Source organism: Vibrio pomeroyi, assembly GCA_041879425.1.
Taxonomy (GTDB): domain Bacteria; phylum Pseudomonadota; class Gammaproteobacteria; order Enterobacterales; family Vibrionaceae; genus Vibrio; species Vibrio pomeroyi_A.
Window position 1 is genome coordinate 2376487 of sequence record CP090854.1, and the last position, 19460, is coordinate 2395946.

The 19460-nt window shown below is 44.8% G+C and carries 19 protein-coding genes; 6 read left to right on the forward strand and 13 right to left on the reverse strand.

The annotated features are described in order from the left end of the window. Positions 1-8 precede the first annotated feature (8 nt). From tolA to aspS, 13 genes are all read right to left on the reverse strand, one after another. Positions 9-1076 (reverse strand): cell envelope integrity protein TolA, encoded by a 1068-nt coding sequence (tolA, locus tag L0992_10395; protein XGB66129.1) that lies wholly within the window; start codon positions 1074-1076, stop codon positions 9-11. A gap of 13 nt (positions 1077-1089) precedes the next feature. After that, positions 1090-1533 (reverse strand): protein TolR, encoded by a 444-nt coding sequence (gene tolR / locus L0992_10400; GenBank protein XGB66130.1) that lies wholly within the window; start codon positions 1531-1533, stop codon positions 1090-1092. 3 nt (positions 1534-1536) lie between these two features. Then, positions 1537-2220: a protein TolQ gene (tolQ, locus tag L0992_10405; protein ID XGB66131.1), complete on the reverse strand. Its 684-nt coding sequence runs from the start codon at positions 2218-2220 to the stop codon at positions 1537-1539. Beyond that, positions 2210-2629 carry a tol-pal system-associated acyl-CoA thioesterase gene (ybgC, locus tag L0992_10410; GenBank protein ID XGB66132.1) on the reverse strand — a complete coding sequence of 140 codons (420 nt, stop codon included), beginning with the start codon at positions 2627-2629 and terminating at the stop codon, positions 2210-2212. The genes tolQ and ybgC overlap by 11 nt, the downstream gene beginning before the upstream one ends. A gap of 191 nt (positions 2630-2820) precedes the next feature. Then, a complete protein-coding gene (ybgE, locus tag L0992_10415) occupies positions 2821-3123 on the reverse strand; it encodes a cyd operon protein YbgE (protein ID XGB66133.1) in 303 nt (100 codons plus the stop codon). After that, a complete protein-coding gene (cydX, locus tag L0992_10420; GenBank protein ID XGB66134.1) occupies positions 3116-3223 on the reverse strand; it encodes a cytochrome bd-I oxidase subunit CydX in 108 nt (35 codons plus the stop codon). The genes ybgE and cydX overlap by 8 nt, the downstream gene beginning before the upstream one ends. A gap of 31 nt (positions 3224-3254) precedes the next feature. Further along, positions 3255-4391, reverse strand: coding sequence for a cytochrome d ubiquinol oxidase subunit II (cydB, locus tag L0992_10425; protein XGB66135.1), 1137 nt, complete (start codon positions 4389-4391; stop codon positions 3255-3257). Positions 4392-4404: 13 nt separating this feature from the next. Continuing rightward, entirely contained in the window at positions 4405-5991 is a 1587-nt protein-coding gene (gene cydA, locus L0992_10430; GenBank protein XGB66136.1) for a cytochrome ubiquinol oxidase subunit I, read from the reverse strand. Positions 5992-6543: 552 nt separating this feature from the next. Continuing rightward, positions 6544-7560 carry a Holliday junction branch migration DNA helicase RuvB gene (ruvB, locus tag L0992_10435; GenBank protein XGB66137.1) on the reverse strand — a complete coding sequence of 339 codons (1017 nt, stop codon included), beginning with the start codon at positions 7558-7560 and terminating at the stop codon, positions 6544-6546. A 168-nt stretch (positions 7561-7728) separates the two neighbouring features. Next, the gene (gene ruvA / locus L0992_10440; GenBank protein XGB66138.1) at positions 7729-8340 is read right to left on the reverse strand and encodes a Holliday junction branch migration protein RuvA; all 612 of its coding nucleotides are present in this window, start codon (positions 8338-8340) and stop codon (positions 7729-7731) included. Positions 8341-8432: 92 nt separating this feature from the next. Continuing rightward, a complete protein-coding gene (locus L0992_10445) occupies positions 8433-9893 on the reverse strand; it encodes a methyl-accepting chemotaxis protein (GenBank protein XGB66139.1) in 1461 nt (486 codons plus the stop codon). A gap of 212 nt (positions 9894-10105) precedes the next feature. Further along, positions 10106-10627 (reverse strand): crossover junction endodeoxyribonuclease RuvC, encoded by a 522-nt coding sequence (gene ruvC / locus L0992_10450; GenBank protein XGB66140.1) that lies wholly within the window; start codon positions 10625-10627, stop codon positions 10106-10108. Between the two features lie 170 nt (positions 10628-10797). Then, positions 10798-12570: an aspartate--tRNA ligase gene (gene aspS, locus L0992_10455; protein ID XGB66141.1), complete on the reverse strand. Its 1773-nt coding sequence runs from the start codon at positions 12568-12570 to the stop codon at positions 10798-10800. A gap of 314 nt (positions 12571-12884) precedes the next feature. On the opposite strand from aspS, the gene L0992_10460 reads away from it, so the two are divergent. The 6 genes from L0992_10460 (at position 12885) to L0992_10485 (ending at position 19404) form a co-directional block, all read left to right on the forward strand. Next, positions 12885-13790 (forward strand): DUF72 domain-containing protein, encoded by a 906-nt coding sequence (locus tag L0992_10460; protein ID XGB66142.1) that lies wholly within the window; start codon positions 12885-12887, stop codon positions 13788-13790. Positions 13791-13929: 139 nt separating this feature from the next. Next, the gene (cmoA, locus tag L0992_10465; GenBank protein ID XGB66143.1) at positions 13930-14658 is read left to right on the forward strand and encodes a carboxy-S-adenosyl-L-methionine synthase CmoA; all 729 of its coding nucleotides are present in this window, start codon (positions 13930-13932) and stop codon (positions 14656-14658) included. A gap of 238 nt (positions 14659-14896) precedes the next feature. Next, positions 14897-15874: a tRNA 5-methoxyuridine(34)/uridine 5-oxyacetic acid(34) synthase CmoB gene (gene cmoB, locus L0992_10470; protein XGB66144.1), complete on the forward strand. Its 978-nt coding sequence runs from the start codon at positions 14897-14899 to the stop codon at positions 15872-15874. 282 nt (positions 15875-16156) lie between these two features. Further along, positions 16157-16897, forward strand: coding sequence for an ATP-dependent zinc protease (locus tag L0992_10475; protein ID XGB66145.1), 741 nt, complete (start codon positions 16157-16159; stop codon positions 16895-16897). Positions 16898-16914: 17 nt separating this feature from the next. Further along, entirely contained in the window at positions 16915-18420 is a 1506-nt protein-coding gene (locus L0992_10480; protein ID XGB66146.1) for an inactive transglutaminase family protein, read from the forward strand. Positions 18421-18423: 3 nt separating this feature from the next. Further along, positions 18424-19404, forward strand: a complete 981-nt coding sequence (locus L0992_10485; GenBank protein XGB66147.1) for an alpha-L-glutamate ligase-like protein — start codon at positions 18424-18426, stop codon at positions 19402-19404. Positions 19405-19460 lie beyond the last annotated feature (56 nt).

Sequence of the window (19460 nt, forward strand, 5' to 3'; positions counted from 1 at the left end):
TCGTCCTTTTACTCTGGTGATACAGTTAAGTTGATGTCTTTCAATGATTTCACAATGTCAGGGTCTTTAGGCAATGGGTAAGATTGCACTTGTGCCACCGCACGCTTGGTTGCTGCGCATAAACGGCTATCGCCATCCAAGATACTTAAGCTACCCAAAATCGCGTTTGAGCCCGTTGGAATAAGCTTCAAGTTCACTCGGCACGAGCGCCCTCTGTAGCTGTCTTCTAACAGTAGGTTCTGCTGAATCAGTTGGGTATAAATAGCGCCGTAACGCTGTGCTTCATCACTAATAAATTGTTGTCTTGCCGAAGAGTTTTGAGTCGCTTCAGTTTCAAGACCAGCAAAGATGTCGTTCAATGCCGCTTCTTGCTGTTTACGCTCTTTTTCCGCTCTTGCTGCCGCTTCTTTTGCCTTACGGGCTTTCTCTGCTGCAGCGGCTGCTTCTTTCTCTTTCGCTATACGTTGCTTCTCAGCTCGCTCAGCGGCCTCTTTTTCTTTACGCGCTCTTTCTGCAGCTTCTTGCGCGGCTTTTTCTTTTGCCACGCGTTCTTGTTCAGCTTTCGCGATAGCAGCTTCTTTGGCTTTACGCTCGTTTTCAGCTTTCACTAGTGCCGCTTCTTTCAACTTGCGGTCAGCTTCTGCTTTAGCGGCTTTCTTTTTCTCTTGCTGTAAACGCGCTTCTTCCGCTTGACGTTGTTTCTCTTTCTCAACTCGACGTTTTTCAGCTTCACGAGTTGCTTTCGCTTCTTTCGCTTGCTGTTCTTTCAGCTTACGAATGTTTTCCTCTTCCGCTTTACGATTCTTTTCCAGTCGTTCACTTTCACGTCTGAGTTTGTCTAGACGCTCTTGCTCTTTCTTGCTCGCCGCTTCTCGTTGTTGACGAATCTGTTGAGCTTGCTGGCGAACCAACTGAGGATCAATCACCACAGCCTGAACCATTTGCCCTGTCGGCTTAGGTTCTGACATCGTGAAATCCGCTCCCCAAATGAGCGCAACGAATAGAATGACGTGCAGCCCAAGTGAAATAAGAAGCGGTTTTCTGAAACTATTGGATTTTTTATTAGTCGCTTTCATGAATGCTACGGAGCTATTCCCTTATATCCGTTAAAAGGCCAACCTTTGGCACACCTGCACGGCTTAATTCATCAAGTAATAAAACCACTTCAGCGTATGGCGTTGCAGCATCACCGCCCACCGCCACTGGAGAATTCGGCTTCAAAGACAACTCAGCTTTTACTCGGACGATAATATCTTCCATAGATAAGCCACGTTGTACTTCTTCGTCATTCACGCTCAAACCAAGCTCACCGTCTTTGTTCACTTCAACGATAATAAAGCTTGCATTGTCGTCACCCAAAAGATCTTGTGCAGACTTAGCCGTTGAAGCCTGAGGCAATTCAACGTCGACACCTTGAGTCACAAACGGTGAAGTCACCATAAAAATGATCAGCAAAACAAGCATAACGTCGATGTAAGGTACAACGTTAATCTCTGCTGTCATTTTGCGTTTTTTAGGTTGGTATCCAGCCATCTATTATTCCCTGCCAGCCATCGCTTGACGGTGAAGAATGCTGTGGAACTCTTCAGAGAAAGTCGCGTAGTTGTGTTCTAGCTTGCCTACTCGGCTGCTGAAGCGGTTGTAAGCCATTACTGCAGGAATCGCAGCGAATAGACCCATCGCTGTTGCAATAAGTGCTTCTGCAATACCAGGAGCAACCATAGCCAGTGTCGCTTGCTTCACTTCACCTAATGCGATGAATGAGTGCATGATGCCCCAAACCGTACCAAATAGGCCGATGTAAGGACTGATAGAACCGACTGTCGCTAAGAAAGGTAAGTTCGTTTCTAGCTCGTCTACTTCGCGGGCTACTGCAACGCGCATTGCTCGGCCAGTACCTTCCATGATGAAGTCAGGAGACGTTGCGTTTGATTTACGAAGGCGAGCAAATTCAGTGAAGCCTGCGTAGAAAATCTCTTCGGTACCAGAAAGCTCATCTTTGCGCTTATTGCTCTCTTGATACAATTTAGCCAGATCAACACCAGACCAGAACTTATCTTCAAACACTTCAGTTTGTTTAGAAGCTTGAGATAACACTTTACTTCTTTTTATGATCATCGCCCAAGACACAACAGACATGCCCATAAGAGTCAGCATGACCACCTTAACTAGTAAACTAGCTTCTAAAATTAGGCCTAAGATTGAGATTTCAGCAGTCACTATTCGTTAGCTCCGTAAGAATAAATGTTGGCATTGCCTTTGGTTTCATTTTTTGATTGTCGATACATGCTACCTTAACCATTGCTTTACACAATGCTTTGCCATCAGGATTTACGATCTCTTGACAGAAGACCAAGGTAGCTCGCTTCAACTCGTAAATATTTGTAATGACTTGTAAAGAATCATCAAGGCGCGCGCCTTGAATAAAATCTATGTCCATATGTCGGACTACAAAACCGATGTTTTGTTCTAATAATACCTGCTGAGAAACGCCAATTGAGCGCAACATCTCAGTTCGAGCGCGTTCAAAAAATTTGAGATAGTTAGAATGGTACACCACGCCACCGGCATCGGTGTCTTCGTAATATACGGTTACTGGCCACGTAAACGGCTTAGATAATCCCTGCAAATTGATTCCACAACCCTAAAACGGTAAAGAGATTACTATAACCTAACTCATTATCATTAATAGTATATGGCAGTGAATTTTTTGAGTTTAGAGACGAAAAAAAAGCCATCTGTATAAGATGACCTCTTTTTGACTAAAAACCCAACAGTTACCTAGGTTTACTTTGTTATAAACCTAATTCACAACCTTATTTAGATAAGGCGCAGCACCGTTAGGTAGAGCAAAATTGTGAGCGAAACGTACGGGCTAAACAGCAGCTGCCACATCCAAGCTCTTGGCTTAAATCCGATACCGTAAACCATGCTTGAGCATACTGCCCAGATAAACATTGGCCCGATGATCGCGTTAAAGCCACCGATGCTCGTCGCATACGCTTCAGGATCCCACATTACCAAACCAACATGCATGAAACCCAATACCAGGGATAAAGCTCTTAACAGGGTCTTATCCATTGGTTGATGCAGCTTAGCAACTTGCTCTGCGAGATTACTCACTGTCTTTGTCCATCATTTCTGAATGCTCTAGCCATAGAGCATTGATGATGCCGAATGCACATGCTAGAAGTACACCCAAAATCCATGCGAAATACCACATAAAATTTCTCCTAAGTTATTTCACTTCTAGCTTAGTAAGCTGAAACGTCGTTATCTTCGATGTGTTTCTTATCTAGGCGACCGAACATTTTGTAGTATGTCCAAGTTGTGTAGCCAAGAATCACAGGAACCATTACCGCCGCAACTGCAGTCATAAGACCAAGCGTTAGCTCACTCGCTGTTGAATCCCACATAGTCAAACTATGGTTAGGGTTCAGGCTTGATGGCATTACAAATGGGAACATCGCAAAACCGGCCGTTAGAATAACACCAGCGTTAGATAGGCTTGAGAACAAGAATGCGAAACCACCACGCTCAAAGCGAGATGCAATCACAGCAAGCAGTGGCATTACCACACCAAGAATCGGCGCAGCCCACATTGCTGGATAGGTTTCGAAGTTTGTCATCCAAGCACCAACTTGAAGTGATACTTCTTTGTTTAGTGGGTTTGAATCAGCAAACGTATCGATAGTGCTTGTAATCACATAGCCTTCGATAGATTGAACCCAGAAACCACCAATAACGAACAGAGCAATAGCAATTAGGCCAGTGATCTGAGCAACGTTACGTGCACGGTTGTGCAGTTCTTCTGTTGTCTTCATTTGAAGCCATGTTGCACCTTGCATCACGAACAACATTAGAGCCAACACGCCACATAGCAATGCAAACGGGTTTAGCAGAGCGAAGAACGTACCGTGGTACTTAGACATCATCAGGTCGTTTAGGTCAAATGGAACACCTTGCATTAGGTTACCAAATGCTACACCGAAGATGATTGGCGGAACTGTGCCACTAAAGCAAAGTGCGTAGTCCCAAGCCTTACGCCATTTTGGCTCTTCAATCTTTGAACGGTAATCAAGAGCAAGTGGACGTAGCCAAAGTGCTGCTAGCGTCACGTACATTGCGAAATAGAAACCAGAGAAAGACGTCGCGTAAACCAGTGGCCATGCAGCGAACAATGCACCACCAGCCGTAATTAGCCATACTTGGTTGCCGTCCCAGTGAGGGGCAATAGTATTCAGCATAATACGACGTTCAGTGTCGCTCTTACCGATAACAGGAGACAGAGCTGCAACACCCATATCAAAGCCATCAGTTACGGCGAAACCAACCAGTAAAACACCGATCAATACCCACCAAATAAGTCGTAAGCTTTCGTAATCAAACATAATATTCCCTCACTTATACTTCAACTGAACGGCTAACGTTGTCTTCAACAGAGTTATCGTTTTGTTCGAAGTGGTAACGGCCTGTCTTCAAGCTACTTGGACCTTTACGTGCGAATTTCAGCATTAGGTAAACTTCAGCAATCAAGAACACTGTGTAGAGTGCCAGGATAGCGAATAGAGAAGTCCAAAGCTGTTCGATAGTTAGTGCTGATGCAGCAACGTTAACCGGTAGGATTTCACCAACCGCCCATGGTTGACGACCAAACTCAGCAACGAACCAACCTGCTTCAATCGCAATCCAAGGCAGTGGGATTGAGAATAGCGCAGCTTTAAGTACCCATGGTTTCTGTTCGATCTTCTGACGACACGTTTGAACAAACGCAGCACCGAATACAAACAGCATGATGAAGCCACAAGCAACCATTAGACGGAATGACCAGAATAGAGGCCAAACTGTTGGGATAGAATCATCCGCAGCCATTTGGATTTGGTCTTCTGTTGCATCAACAACTTCGTCTGTGTAGCGCTTAAGAAGTAGACCGTAACCTAGGTCACCTTTCACTTCGTCGAAAGCAGCCATGTTTTCTTCAGACTTGTCGCCTGCACGTAGCTTTTCAAGCAATTCGTACGCGTACATACCCGTGCGGATACGATCAACGTGGTCATCACGTAGGTCACGCAAGCCCGTTACTTCTTTATCTAAAGAACGTGTTGCGATGATACCCATTACGTAAGGAATTTTAATTGCGTAGTCAGTATTCATTGTCTCTTGGTTTGGAATACCAAAAACAGTAAATGCTGCAGGTGCTTCTTCAGTGTGCCATTCCGCTTCTACAGCAGCGAGCTTCACTTTTTGAACTTCACCAAGCTCGTAACCAGATTCATCACCTAGTACGATTACTGACAGGATCGCCGCCATACCGAAAGATGCTGCAATCGCGAAAGAGCGACGAGCAAAGGCAAGGTCACGACCTTTAAGAATGTAGTATGAGCTGATACCAAGGATGAACATTGCACCCGTTGTGTAACCAGATGCTACTGTGTGTACGAATTTAACTTGTGCTACTGGGTTTAATACAACTTCAGCGAAGCTCACCATTTCCATACGCATGGTTTCAAAGTTAAATTCCGCACCCACTGGGTTTTGCATCCAGCCGTTTGCTACCAAGATCCAAAGCGCTGAGAAGTTAGAGCCAAGTGCTACTAACCAAGTTACCGCTAAGTGTTGACGCTTTGACAGTCTGTCCCAACCGAAGAAGAATAGGCCAACAAAAGTAGACTCTAGGAAGAATGCAACAAGCGCTTCGATAGCTAGCGGAGCACCAAAGATGTCGCCAACATAGTGAGAATAGTAAGACCAGTTAGTACCAAACTGGAACTCCATGGTTAAGCCTGTCGCTACACCAAGAGCAAAGTTAATACCAAACAATTTACCCCAGAACTTGGTCATGTCCTTGTAAATTTGCTTGCCAGTCATTACATAAACTGACTCCATAATGGCAAGTAGAAATGCCATACCTAAAGTCAGTGGAACAAATAGGAAGTGATACATCGCTGTAAATGCAAACTGCAATCGCGACAGATCAACAACATCAATCATGGTAACTCCTTTGTGTCGGCTGAATGACACTTGTGTGATTATTCACCTCAAAAATCCATGTTAAAACAATTTATGTAATTGTTATTACAAATTGAAATTTGTAGCAAAAACGTACCGTTATAGTTAGATTATTGTTAAGCATGAGCTAATATAGCTGGCGCTAATATTACTGATAAAATCAGTATGTTTCAAAAGGTTTATGGGAGAACCCTGCGTTGATTTGTATCAAATTTATTCGAGCAAATTAGAGTTATTTTTGTACAATTATGATTAAAATCACACCAATTATGCTTGTCTTAATAACAGCGCATGATATCTGTGACAAATGCTCATCACCGCCTCAACATCCGAATTACAACTACCTATAAAGTATTAACAAAAAACATGACAACTTATTTCATTTTCTGTTATCTAAATCAAACCTGAAATCAAAGTTTCCATTTTTGAAGCACCCTTTTCGACCTTTTTATCGACTCGCTCAAAGAGTTGTTATTCAGTAAAAAGCAAAAAATCCCAGCGCTTATGCAACTGGGATCTCTAAAATTGAATAATTTAACGATTGGAGGGTTTATCGATGCCGAAGTGTAAATACGCTCTGTCGGTCGCGATTCGACCTCTCGGCGTTCTTTGTAGATAACCTTGCTGTATCAAGTAAGGCTCTAACACATCTTCAATGGTGTCTCTCTCTTCACCAATCGCGGCAGCCATGTTGTCGATACCCACAGGACCACCACCAAACTTCTCCATAATTGCGAGTAGAAGCTTTCTATCCATATAGTCGAAACCTTTAGCATCGACATCCAACATGTTAAGCGCTTTATCGGCAACCTCAGGACAAATATGGCCATCCCCTTTCACTTCCGCATAGTCGCGTACACGGCGCAGTAATCGGTTAGCAATACGAGGTGTACCACGAGCACGACGCGCAACTTCCAATGCGCCTTCAGACTCCATAGATAAACCTAAGCAATCGGCACTGCGCTGAACGATATTTTGCAGGTCTTCAACTTTGTAGTACTCAAGACGCTGGGTAATACCAAAACGGTCACGCAGCGGAGACGTCAGAGAGCCAGCACGAGTGGTCGCGCCAATCAGAGTGAAAGGTGGAAGGTCGATCTTGATTGAGCGCGCCGCAGGGCCTTCACCAATCATGATATCCAGTTGGTAATCTTCCATCGCTGGATACAACACCTCTTCAACCACAGGGCTTAAACGGTGGATCTCATCGATGAACAGCACATCATTTTCTTCAAGGTTAGTCAGCAATGCCGCCAAATCCCCTGCTTTCTCTAATACAGGTCCTGAAGTGGTCCGAATGTTAACGTCCATTTCATTGGCAACGATATTCGCCAAGGTGGTTTTACCTAAGCCTGGAGGACCAAATATCAACAGATGATCGAGCGCCTCATTACGAAGTTGAGCTGCTTTGATGAAGATTTCCATCTGACCACGAACGTGATCCTGACCTTGATAGTCGGCTAATGCTTTCGGTCGTATCGCGCGGTCAATAACATCTTCATCTTTAAAGACCGGATTATCAGGAGCAATGAGGCGATCAGCTTCAATCATAGAGGGTTCCAATTTAAGAGTGTTAACTCTGTTATCTTTAATTCTTGCTTAGTCGCTCACCAATATTGGAGCATATAAATACTAAGCATATTCTAACGAGATAGTACTCGCTAGAGATAAACGCGATGCAGCACGGAGCTTACATCGCGATTTCAGTGTCGCTTTTAATTAAACCATCGACTTCAAGGCGTCACGAATCAATTGTTCGCTCGTCATACCTTCTTTGGCTACTTGAGAAACAACCTTAGAAGCTTGAGTCGGCTTGTAGCCTAATGCAAGTAGTGCACTTACCGCTTCTTCTTCAGCGTCGTGAACGGTTGGCATAGAGTCAATCGGTGCTGCATCCGTTGCAGGCGTAAATAGGTCACCTGCGCCCCAACCTTTCAAGCGGTCTTTCATTTCAACAACCAGACGCTCGGCCGTTTTCTTGCCGACACCCGGCAGCTTCACTAGCGTAGAAATATCTTCACGCTCAACACTCTGAACAAACTGACTCGCCGTCATACCTGAAAGTATGCCAAGGCCAAGTTTAGGGCCAACACCATTCGCTTTAATGACTTCACGAAACAACGCACGTTCTTTAACTGTGTTGAAGCCGTAAAGCAGTTGCGCATCTTCACGAACAACAAAGTGAGTGTAGATAATTGCCTCTTCGCCAACGTTTGGTAATTCGTAAAAACAGCTCATTGGCATTTGAACTTCATAGCCAACGCCACTCACTTCAATTAATAACTCTGGTGGCTGTTTTTCTATTAATGTACCGCGTAGACGTCCGATCACAATTCACTCTCTTGATGGAATATAATTTGAGGGACAGAATATAAAAGAACTGGATGCTTATCCAGTTCTTTGTGTTTATTCGGGTGATTTATTTACGCTTGTTTGGCTTGCGAAACCACGTTATTTAAGCTTTCGACCAGCTCTTTGACAGAGGTAACATGCCCTGTGAGTTCAGAACCATAATTTGCCACTAAGCCTGAGACAGATTTAGTTTCCGCGACACTTTGCGCCACTTCTGAACTCGCGAGATCGAGCTCTTTCAAGGAATCCATCTGCATTGCCATAATGTTGGTGAGCTGATTCACATCAGTCGAGATCGTTTGAACCTCTGAGATGATGCCGTTCATCTCATTCGCCGTGGTTTCGATTATCGCTCGGCCATGCTCCACTTCGTCTTTACTGCGGTCCAACAAGGTTCGAATTTCTATTGCGGAATGACTGCTTTTCGCCGATAGCTCTCTCACTTGGTCGGCTACAACCGCAAAGCCTCTTCCCTGCTCACCTGCGCGAGCCGCTTCTATGGCCGCATTTAACGCTAACAAGTTGGTTTGTTCCGCTACTGAAGTAATCAAATCGGCAACTTTCATGATCTCTTGGTTACTTTGAATGATCTGAGTGATTGCACTGGTTGAAGCCTCTAATGACTCAGAGCTCTTTTGCGCTTTCTCGCCGACCGCTTCGCTGCGTTCTTTCAGTTCACCGACAAATGAGTTGGACTCTTCGATGCCTTGAGTCATTTGATGCAATTGTTGGCTCATCTGTTCTGCGGCACTCGCTTGAGATTCACAGTTAATGTTCAGCACTTCAACTTGGGCATGTAAGTCTCGCGACTGTTGGTCTAGATGCACAGACACACCCTGTAGGCTTTCAGAGTTGGAATTAGCTTGGTCAAGCACCACCGAGAGTCGCCCTTCACTTTGAGTTGCTTGATTGGCAATTTGTTGGCTTTCTGAAATGGCTTCTTCCGCCATTTCGATTGCGACCTCTTTTTGCTTAGCAGTAAACGCTTGAGCAATGCAAATCACCACCAGCGGCATAATCACACCAGACCAGGTTTCAACCACCACCGCTTCCGGAGTAAGTACTAACTGCGGAAATTCAAAGCCGTTAAGGTGAGCCGACGTCATCACCAATGAGACACCAATCACTAACCCACTCCATACCAAGGCAACAATGCGTGTTCCTGACAAGAAAAAAGCGACTACTAACAAAGGCACCCAATAAGCCTGTGTTGATGCCACCACACCACCGCTTTGATAGATGATATTAAGCGCGTGTACCGCCATACCAACAAAACCAAAATTGAGTGCGAGGCTGGGTTTACTGGTAACACGCAAGAGCAGCGCGGAGATCAGTTCAAACACGATAAGGAATACAGATGTGGCGATCAGAAGTTGCTCTTCGTGCTTGGTCCATTTGATTAAGCTGTAGACACCCACAAAGAAGGCGATAAAGGTAAAGAGTAATAAGATATCGGCTTGTCTGACTTCGTTGTTACTCCACCCATTACTTTTGGGTAGAAACAGCGCGCGCCACAGCTTGATAGGGTTCATCAGTGATCATCCTTGATTAACTTGTTAGACCTCCGACCAATGTTAATAACATGTTAAATGATACGCAATGTTATTATTTGGTTTGTGTTCGAAAGATCTCATTTCATCAAGGATTTAGCAGAGTAGTGTTTTGATATGAGCCAAACAGGGCGTGAGGCTCATCGAGGGAATAAGTTTAGAAGCTATATGAGGAGTTAACAAGAGAATGGGGATTAACGGTAACGCCCTTTTCTTGCGCCTGTCGCCTTACCCGCCAGTGCAATCAAGGTTTTGTTGGTGTTAGCGTGAGTAATCGCTACGCCCAAGGCATCGGCTGCATCGGCCTGTGGTTTGGCAGGCAATTTAAGCATACTCATCACCATGTTCTGAACCATAGACTTGTCCGCACCACCATTACCTGTCACCGCTTGCTTAATTAAACGAGCCGCGTATTCGTGAACAGGCAGATCCGCATTTACAGCCGCTACGATCGCACTGCCGCGCGCCTGACCAAGCTTAAGTGCCGAGTCCGCATTCTTCGCCATGAAGACCTGCTCTATCGCAAACACATCCGGTTGGAACTGAGTAATGATTTCGCTCACACCTGCATAGATCTGCTTGAGTCGACCCGGCAACTCTTTTTCTGAGGTGCGAATGCAACCACTCCCTAAATAATATAGGTGGCGGCCATTTTGACGAATAACACCGTAACCGGTAATGCGTGAACCAGGGTCAATCCCTAAGATAATAGACATAACTTCAAATACTGATTATTTATACATGCTTTATGAGCTTAGTATATCGAACGCAAAAAAAAATGCCCGTCAAATTAACGGGCATTTTATTGTTCTACTGCGAAACTAAGTTCTAAAAAACTAGGTTCTAAAAAAAATAAGTTCTTTAGTAAGTTAGGCTAATCGTTTGATTAGTCTTCTTTCTTCGCTAGTTTAACTGCGATTGCTAGCTCTTCCAGTGATGCTGGGTTCGCTAGGCTTGGCGCGTCTGTTAGTAGACATGCTGCAGCTGTTGTTTTCGGGAATGCGATAACGTCACGGATGTTCTCTGTACCACAAAGTAGCATTGCTAGACGGTCAAGACCGAATGCTAGACCAGCGTGTGGTGGAGTACCGTATTGAAGAGCGTCTAGTAGGAAGCCGAACTTCTCTTGTTGCTCTTGTGCTTCGATACCTAGGATACCGAATACAGCCGTTTGCATTTCTGCGTTGTGAATACGTACAGAACCGCCGCCTACTTCGTAGCCGTTGATTACCATGTCGTATGCATCAGAGTTTGCTGCTGCTGGGTTCGCTTTTAGCTCTTCCGCGTTCACACCTAGTGGCGATGTGAATGGGTGGTGCATTGCGTGTAGGTTACCTTCGCCGTCTTCTTCGAACATTGGGAAGTCAACAACCCACAATGGAGCCCATGCAGATGTGTCTGTTAGCTCTAGGTCTGTACCTAGTTTAAGACGAAGTGCGCCCATTGCTTCAGCAACGATGCCTGCTTTGTCTGCGCCGAACAGAATGATATCGCCAGATTCAGCTTGAGTACGATCTAGAATACCGTTGATTACGTCTTCGCTTAGGAATTTAGCAACTGGAGATTGAATACCTTCCATGCCTGCTGCACGGTCGTTAACCTTCATCCAAGCTAGGCCTTTCGCGCCGTAGATGTTTACGTGTTCTGCGTAACCGTCGATTTGCTTACGAGTTAGCTTAGCACCACCTGGAACACGGATAACCGCTACACGACCTTTTTCGTCGTTAGCAGGGCCAGAGAATACTTTGAATTCAACGTCTTTAACTAAGTCAGCAACGTCCACTAGCTCTAGTGGGTTACGTAGATCTGGCTTATCAGAACCGAAACGACGAATCGCTTCAGAGAAAGGCATTACTGGGAATTGACCTAGTTCAACATCTAGAAGCTCTTTCCACATATCATGAACTAGCTTTTCAGTGATGTTACGTACTTCTTGAGAAGACATGAACGATGTTTCGATATCGATCTGAGTAAATTCAGGCTGACGGTCAGCACGTAAATCTTCATCACGGAAACATTTAACGATTTGGTAGTAACGGTCAAAACCAGACATCATCAGCAGTTGCTTGAACAGCTGAGGAGATTGAGGAAGCGCGTAGAAGCTGCCTTTGTGAACACGGCTTGGTACTAGGTAGTCACGAGCACCTTCTGGCGTCGCTTTAGTTAGTACTGGCGTTTCGATGTCTAGGAACAGATTCTCATCAAGGAAACGACGAACGAAGCTAGAAGCGCGTGCACGAAGCTTAATGCGGTCGCTCATTTCTGGACGACGAAGATCGATGTAACGGTACTTAAGACGTTGCTCTTCAGAGTTCGTTTGGTTGAAGTCTAGTGGAAGCGCTTCTGAACGGTTGATGATCTCAAGACCGGTCGCGTAAAGCTCTACTTCACCAGTAGCCATATCTTTATTTACTTGGCTGTCAGGACGAACACGTACTTCACCAGTAAATTTGATACAGAATTCATTACGCAGTTGGTTAGCGATCGGGAAGATATCTTTCATATCTGGATCGACAACAACCTGAACGATGCCTTCACGATCACGCATATCAATAAAGATAAGACCGCCTAAATCACGGCGACGGTTTACCCAGCCGCACAATTCTACAGTTTGTCCCGCCAGGGACTTGTTCAGGTTACCACAGTAATGGGTACGCATAATGAATTTCCCAATCTCTTAATTATTTACTAATTTCCAAGCTGTCAGTGGTCATTCCACACAACAGAGCAAAGAAACATTTATACGCGGAAACTCGGTTAAAATCGACCTTCCACATTCGAATTTATTGTGTTTTATCTGGCTTTGCTGCTTTTTAGCCCATCAAGTGCGCAAAGATTCATCAAAACCGAAAAAATTGCGATAATTATATCTCGAAAGTACCTTAATCAGCAAAACTCTCGTAAAGTAGATTTTCGTTTCAACCCAAAAACTTTTTGTAATGACTGATGGCGTGATAATTAACGGTGTAATAGATGGATGATCGTGTAATAACAACAGAAACTTTACCTTTAAGACTTGGATTAACCATGTGGTCTCACTCTGAGTGGCAAAGTCAGTTCTATGGTAAGGGAACAAAGCCTGCGGAACGCCTAGAAAAATACACCCAAGTTTTTCATACCGTTGAAGGCAACACGACCTTTTACGCGACACCAAGTATGTCTACCGTTCATAATTGGAAAGCCGCCAGTCACGATGATTTCAGGTTCACTTTTAAGCTACCCAAATTCATCACCCACCAGCAACAACTGAGACACTGCCAAGCCGAACTCAAAGAGTTCTTAATGACCATGTCACCCCTGCATGATCGCATTGGTCAATGGACGATTCAGCTACCACACAGCTTTGAGCCGAGCATGCTCCCTGCCCTGAAAAAGTTTTGCAAATTATTTCCGAAAGACATGCGGCTGGGTGTTGAAGTCCGCCACTTAGGTTTCTTTGACAAAGGTGATGCTGAAAAACGCTTTAATCAGTGGCTCGTTGAAGAAGGTATCAATCGCATTATTATGGATAGCCGCCCCGTTTTTTCCGCGCCGCCAACCACAGAAGCGGTGATCGATGCGCACCAGAAAAAGCCACGCGTGCCCGTTCATGCCATAGCGACTGCCAACAACCCGATGATTCGCTTTATTGGCCACCCAGACCAAGAGCCGAACATCGAGTTTTTTAAGCCTTGGTTTAGCAAAATCCCAAACTGGCTTAGTGAATGCAAACAACCGTATCTAATGATTCACACCCCAGACAATAACCATGCACCTGAACTCGCGATGGCTATTTACGAACTATTGCAAAAGCAAGTGTCTGAAAATACGTCATTATCATTGCCCGATCTTGCTCAATTTCCAGCTCAGAAAGGCAACCATCAAATCTCGATGTTTTAAGTCTTCTTGTACATCAGGTCGTAATCCTCAGCAGTAATCTCAGTTTTCGTGACAGCAGTCCTTTTTTTACGTAAAATACGTCCCCTTTTATTTGGTACGAATTTTGTGCCAATTACGCTGACTGTCGAGAGAGAATGCCATGAGCAACACAGACAATATCTTTTCCGCTCCTATTGATAAAATTGGAGACTTCACCTTTGATGCAAGGGTTGCTGAAGTATTTCCGGATATGATTCAACGCTCGGTGCCTGGCTATAGCAACATCATCTCCGCAATCGGCATGCTGGCAGAGCGCTTCGTCAAGCCGCATTCAAATATTTACGACCTTGGTTGTTCTCTTGGTGCCGCAACGCTTTCCATGCGTCGTCACATCCAACAAGAAGGCTGCACAATTTTCGCGATCGACAATTCAGAAGCGATGGTTGAGCGCTGCAAATTGCACGTTAACGCTTACCGTAGCGACACGCCGGTAGAAGTGATCGAAGCTGATATTCGTGAAGTAGAAATCAAAGACGCTTCCGTTGTGGTGCTTAACTTTACGCTGCAATTCTTGTCTCCAGACGACCGATACGCTTTGCTTGAGAAAATTCACGCAGGCTTACGCCCAGGCGGCATCTTAATCCTGTCAGAAAAATACGTATTCGAAGACGAAAGCTCAAATGAACTGCTTATCGACCTGCACCATGATTTCAAACGTGCTAACGGATACAGCGAATTAGAAGTGAGCCAAAAGCGTAGCGCGATCGAAAACGTGATGCGCCCTGACTCTATCCCTGTGCACAGAGAACGCTTTAATAAAATTGGCTTCTCTAGCAGCGAAGTATGGTTTCAGTGTTTCAACTTTGGTTCGATGTTCGCCATTAAATAGTCTAGCTAAGTGATACTGAAGGATACCCGTCATTCCCTACTGTGAGGAACGAACGTGATAGGGAGTCTCTCTTTTTTGCTTTACCGTAATCACTAGTATTTTTATGAGTGTCGAGCGACTCAGAAAGCGCTCATTAACAAAACACTCTAGCATCTATTTATAGATCCCCGATGCACTCGTCGACTCGCGCTCGAGGATGACGATAGTATCGAGTAACAAAATTTAGGAACTTGTTCTAATGTTTAATTTTGCCAATTTTTATCAACTTATTGCCCAAGATACTCGCCTTCAGCCGTGGCTTAACGTTCTTCCTCAACAGCTGACGGATTGGCAAAATGCAGAACACGGCGATTTCGACCGTTGGTTACGTGCACTGAATAAGATTCCACAAGGTGTGCCTGACCAAATTGATCTGAAAAACTCAGTGACGATCGGCAGCTCTACACCGTTTCACACGGGTGAACTTAAAAAGTTAGAAAGCTTACTGAAGACTTTCCACCCTTGGAGAAAAGGCCCATACACGGTTCACGACATTCATATTGATACGGAATGGCGCAGTGACTGGAAATGGGATCGCGTTCTTCCACATATTTCTCCATTGAAGAACCGCTCGGTGTTAGATGTTGGCTGTGGTAACGGCTACCACATGTGGCGTATGCTTGGCGAAGGTGCTCGTCTAACCGTAGGTATCGACCCTTCTCACCTTTTCTTGGTTCAGTTTGAAGCGATCCGTAAGTTAATGGGCGATGACCAACGTGCGCACCTGTTACCTCTTGGTATTGAACAACTACCAAAACTAGAAGCGTACGACACTGTATTTAGCATGGGCGTGCTATACCATCGTCGTTCGCCGCTTGATCACTTGATTCAACTGAAAGACCAATTGGTGTCTGGCGGTGAATTAGTGCTTGAAACCTTAGTGATTGAAGGCGATGAAAATGCAGTTCTGGTTCCTGTTGACCGTTACGCGCAGATGAGAAACGTGTACTTCTTCCCTTCTGCTCGCGCACTAAAACGCTGGCTTGAACAGGTTGGCTTTGAAGATGTTCGTATCGTGGATGAGAATGTCACGACAATCGGCGAACAACGCACGACAGAATGGATGACACACAACTCTCTACCAGATTACTTAGACCCGAATGACCCAAGTAAAACGGTTGAAGGTCACCCAGCACCAAGACGTGCCATTCTTGTGGCGACCAAGCCATACATGTGATGCCTGAAAGCCATTATTTAGCCGATAGCAGAGTAATGGCTTTTGGGTGGCTACAACGCCACCTTTTGCTTCGCCATGAGCTTTCACAAAAATGCGCGTAAATTGAACGAAAATTGACTTATGTTTAATAAGTGAGCTATTTCAAATTACAATAATTGGCGTAGCGCTCACATTGCGATTCAATATGACCAGACTCTTACAATAGGATGCTTCACGCATCCTTTTTTGTGGGCTAAACTTCTAAATAGTCTGAACTATTCTCAAATTTCCAAAGGTTTTTTTATGTTTAAGCGATTATCGCCTATTGTGGCGGTTGGTTTGCTCTCTGGTTGTACCCTTACTAACGGTGCTGCCTACCACCAAGAAACTCTCGATGCTATTGCCCGCTCAGAGACAAACATCGCAAATAAGGTTCAAAATCTTGAACTGCAAGTCAGTAATCAAAGTGATTACATTGAAAGCTTAGAAGACGAAATCATCACCCTTTCAAATCAGTTAGATGTTCATCTAACGAGCATGGAACACAAAGTCATTGAAGAGCTAGAGGAAGAAGAACCCGTGGCAGTTGCAGCGGCTCCTATCGCTCCTACCTCACAACCAACTATCCTTGGCGGAATCGAAAAAGTGTCTATCGACTCAATCAAACAAAGCTTTGATGCTCGAGTTGATACTGGCGCAACGACCTCTTCTTTAAATGCAGTCGATATCAAAGAATTCGAACGAAATGGTAAGAACTGGGTTAAGTTCCACCTAGAAGACCAAGGACAAGCGGCAGAAGACCAAAAATGGATTGAAGCACCTGTTGTACGTTATGTAAAAATCCGTCAATCAACGAATGATCAGACAGAACGTCGAGCTGTGATTGAATTATGGGTTAAAGTTGGAAAAATCCATGAAAAAGCGCAATTTACATTGGCGGATCGCTCTCAAATGAGTCACCCTGTATTACTAGGGCGCGAATTTATCAAAGACATAGCGCTAGTAGATGTAAGTAAAAAGTACGTACAAACGGAAGTTAAATAACAATAGTAGGGTAAGCTATGACGTCAAGAATTCCATTTTATATCTCTATATTCCTGCTTATCGTGGCAGGTATAACACTGAGTATGTTCAGACATACGACCTACGGTGTACCTTGGACTCCAGGGGAAACCAGACAGGTTTGGGACGTTGAAGCTCGTATCGAGTTCAACGCTGTAGGCAAAGAAGCAAAAGTTTCCTTAGCGGCTCCTCATACTCAGTCTAACTACACACTTATCGGCGAATCGGCTTCATCACCAGGTTACGGTATTTCTTACTTAAATACAGAGTCAGGTCGTCGTGCTGAGTGGTCTATTCGTTACGCAGATGGCCCTCAAACCATCTACTACAAGACACAATTCCTCGTAGACAACCAAGCTAAAGTGAACGACACACCACCAGAAGGTGAAGTAGTTCAACCAAGCTTCGATGGTCCGGAAGAAGCGGCTTCTCTTGCTCTGATTGATAGAGCGACAAAGCGTTCTGCAGACAATCTAACGTTCACTCGTGAGCTTATCAAAACGCTTAATGATCCAGACAGCCAAAACTCAGCGCTGATTCTGAACAACATGACCAAAGTGGAAGCGACACACAAGCTACTTTCAGCAGCGAAAATACACAACAAAGTGGTTGGTGTTATCGAGCTAGAAGATGGCCGTCGTCGTCAATCTATCCAGAACATGATTCAGATTTGGGATAATGATGAGTGGATCCTATTCTCTCCTGAATCGAGCGAACAGCAAGTTCAACCAAACCTACTGATCTGGGACGAGTCAAACGTGTCTCTGCTAGATGTAGTGGGCGGTCAGAACAGTAAAGTTCACTTCTCTATGATTGCTCAAGAGGTTTCACCGACTGAAGCAACCAATAGTAAAGTCTCTGCCGATCAGCTGTTAAACCTATCGATTCACAGCCTACCGCTAGAAGAGCAAGCGATGTTTAAAACCATCATGCTGATCCCTATCGGTGCGCTTATTGTTGTGTTCTTGCGTGTCATCATCGGTTTGAAAACATCTGGTACCTTCATGCCAGTTCTGATTGCGGTGGCCTTTGTTCAAACACAACTGGTAACGGGTATTGTTGGCTTCCTACTGATCGTCGGTACGGGTCTTATTATTCGAAGTTACTTATCCAAGCTCAACTTGCTACTGGTAGCCAGGATATCCGCCGTAATCATTACGGTAATCATGATTATCTCCGTGTTTACCGTGGTCGCGTTTAAAGTCGGTCTAACTGAAGGTCTATCGATTACGTTCTTCCCAATGATCATCCTATCTTGGACTATCGAACGTATGTCTATCCTATGGGAAGAAGAAGGCGCGAAAGAAGTAATGCTACAAGGTGGTGGTTCTCTATTCACTGCGGTTCTTGTTTACTTAGGCATGACTAACCCGTTCATTCAGCACTTAACGTTTAACTTTATTGGTTTACAGCTTGTTATTCTAGCGACCATCTTGCTACTAGGTAACTACACAGGCTACCGTCTAACTGAGCTTCGTCGCTTTAAACCGCTAGCGGAGGACTAAGTTATGTTTGATCAGTTTACTTCACCGTTTAGGTTGAAAGACAAAGGCATAATGGGAATGAACAAGCGCAACCATAGTTACATTGGTCGCTACAATGATCGTTCCAAGTATCCACTCGTTGATGACAAGCTTAAGACTAAGATCATTGCTGAACAGGCCGGCGCTACAGTGCCAAAGCTGATTGGCGTTATCGGTCACCAAGCTGAAGTAAAAACAATCCACAAGATGGTAAAAGAGTGGCCGGGTTTCGTAATCAAGCCAGCTCAAGGTAGTGGTGGTAAAGGCATCCTTGTTGTGACTTCTCACAAGGATGGCGTTTATACCAAGCCATCAGGTTCGACTATCAATGAAGAAGACGTAGAGCGTCACATCAGTAACGCTCTTGCAGGTCTTTTCTCACTTGGTGGTAAGAACGATGTTGCAGTAGTTGAAAACCTCATCAAGTTTGATGAGTGTTTCGATGGCTTCAGTTACGAAGGTGTGCCAGATGTACGAATCATCGTATTCAAGGGCTACCCTGTGATGGCGATGATGCGTTTATCTACTTCGGCTTCAGACGGCAAGGCTAACTTGCACCAAGGCGCTGTAGGTGTAGGTATTTGTATTGCGACAGGTAAAGCCGTTCGTGCGGTTCAGTTTGACCATCCAGTCACTCACCACCCAGATACGGGTAAAGAGTTGGCGCTACTTCAAGTACCGCATTGGGAAAAACTGCTAACACTGGCATCAAGCGCTTGGGAAATGACAGGTCTTGGCTACATGGGTACTGACATGGTTCTAGACCAAGAAGAAGGCCCAATGGTACTTGAGCTTAACGCACGTCCAGGTTTGGCTATCCAAATCGCGAACGGTGCTGGTCTGCTACCTCGATTGCACCATATTGAGAACCTTGGTACACCAGCTGAATACCCGAAACCTGCAGAGCGCGTGGCATACGCAGCTAAGCAATTCGGTGTTCACGGTAATGAGATTGTTCCAAACTAAGCTATTAGCTGACTAGGTCACTTGATACCTAATAGAGCTCAATAAAAAAGCCGCAT

Bases quoted from the DNA above. Each gene is read 5' to 3' on its own strand.
- tolA (XGB66129.1), bottom strand. From the start codon at position 1,076: ATGAAAGCGACTAATAAAAAATCCAATAGTTTCAGAAAACCGCTTCTT.
- tolR (XGB66130.1), bottom strand. From the start codon at position 1,533: ATGGCTGGATACCAACCTAAAAAACGCAAAATGACAGCAGAGATTAAC.
- cydX (XGB66134.1), bottom strand. From the start codon at position 3,223: ATGTGGTATTTCGCATGGATTTTGGGTGTACTTCTAGCATGTGCATTC.
- cydB (XGB66135.1), bottom strand. From the start codon at position 4,391: ATGTTTGATTACGAAAGCTTACGACTTATTTGGTGGGTATTGATCGGT.
- cydA (XGB66136.1), bottom strand. From the start codon at position 5,991: ATGATTGATGTTGTTGATCTGTCGCGATTGCAGTTTGCATTTACAGCG.
- ruvB (XGB66137.1), bottom strand. From the start codon at position 7,560: ATGATTGAAGCTGATCGCCTCATTGCTCCTGATAATCCGGTCTTTAAA.
- L0992_10445 (XGB66139.1), bottom strand. From the start codon at position 9,893: ATGAACCCTATCAAGCTGTGGCGCGCGCTGTTTCTACCCAAAAGTAAT.
- ruvC (XGB66140.1), bottom strand. From the start codon at position 10,627: ATGTCTATTATCTTAGGGATTGACCCTGGTTCACGCATTACCGGTTAC.
- aspS (XGB66141.1), bottom strand. From the start codon at position 12,570: ATGCGTACCCATTACTGTGGTAACCTGAACAAGTCCCTGGCGGGACAA.
- L0992_10460 (XGB66142.1), top strand. From the start codon at position 12,885: ATGGATGATCGTGTAATAACAACAGAAACTTTACCTTTAAGACTTGGA.
- cmoA (XGB66143.1), top strand. From the start codon at position 13,930: ATGAGCAACACAGACAATATCTTTTCCGCTCCTATTGATAAAATTGGA.
- cmoB (XGB66144.1), top strand. From the start codon at position 14,897: ATGTTTAATTTTGCCAATTTTTATCAACTTATTGCCCAAGATACTCGC.
- L0992_10475 (XGB66145.1), top strand. From the start codon at position 16,157: ATGTTTAAGCGATTATCGCCTATTGTGGCGGTTGGTTTGCTCTCTGGT.
- L0992_10480 (XGB66146.1), top strand. From the start codon at position 16,915: ATGACGTCAAGAATTCCATTTTATATCTCTATATTCCTGCTTATCGTG.
- L0992_10485 (XGB66147.1), top strand. From the start codon at position 18,424: ATGTTTGATCAGTTTACTTCACCGTTTAGGTTGAAAGACAAAGGCATA.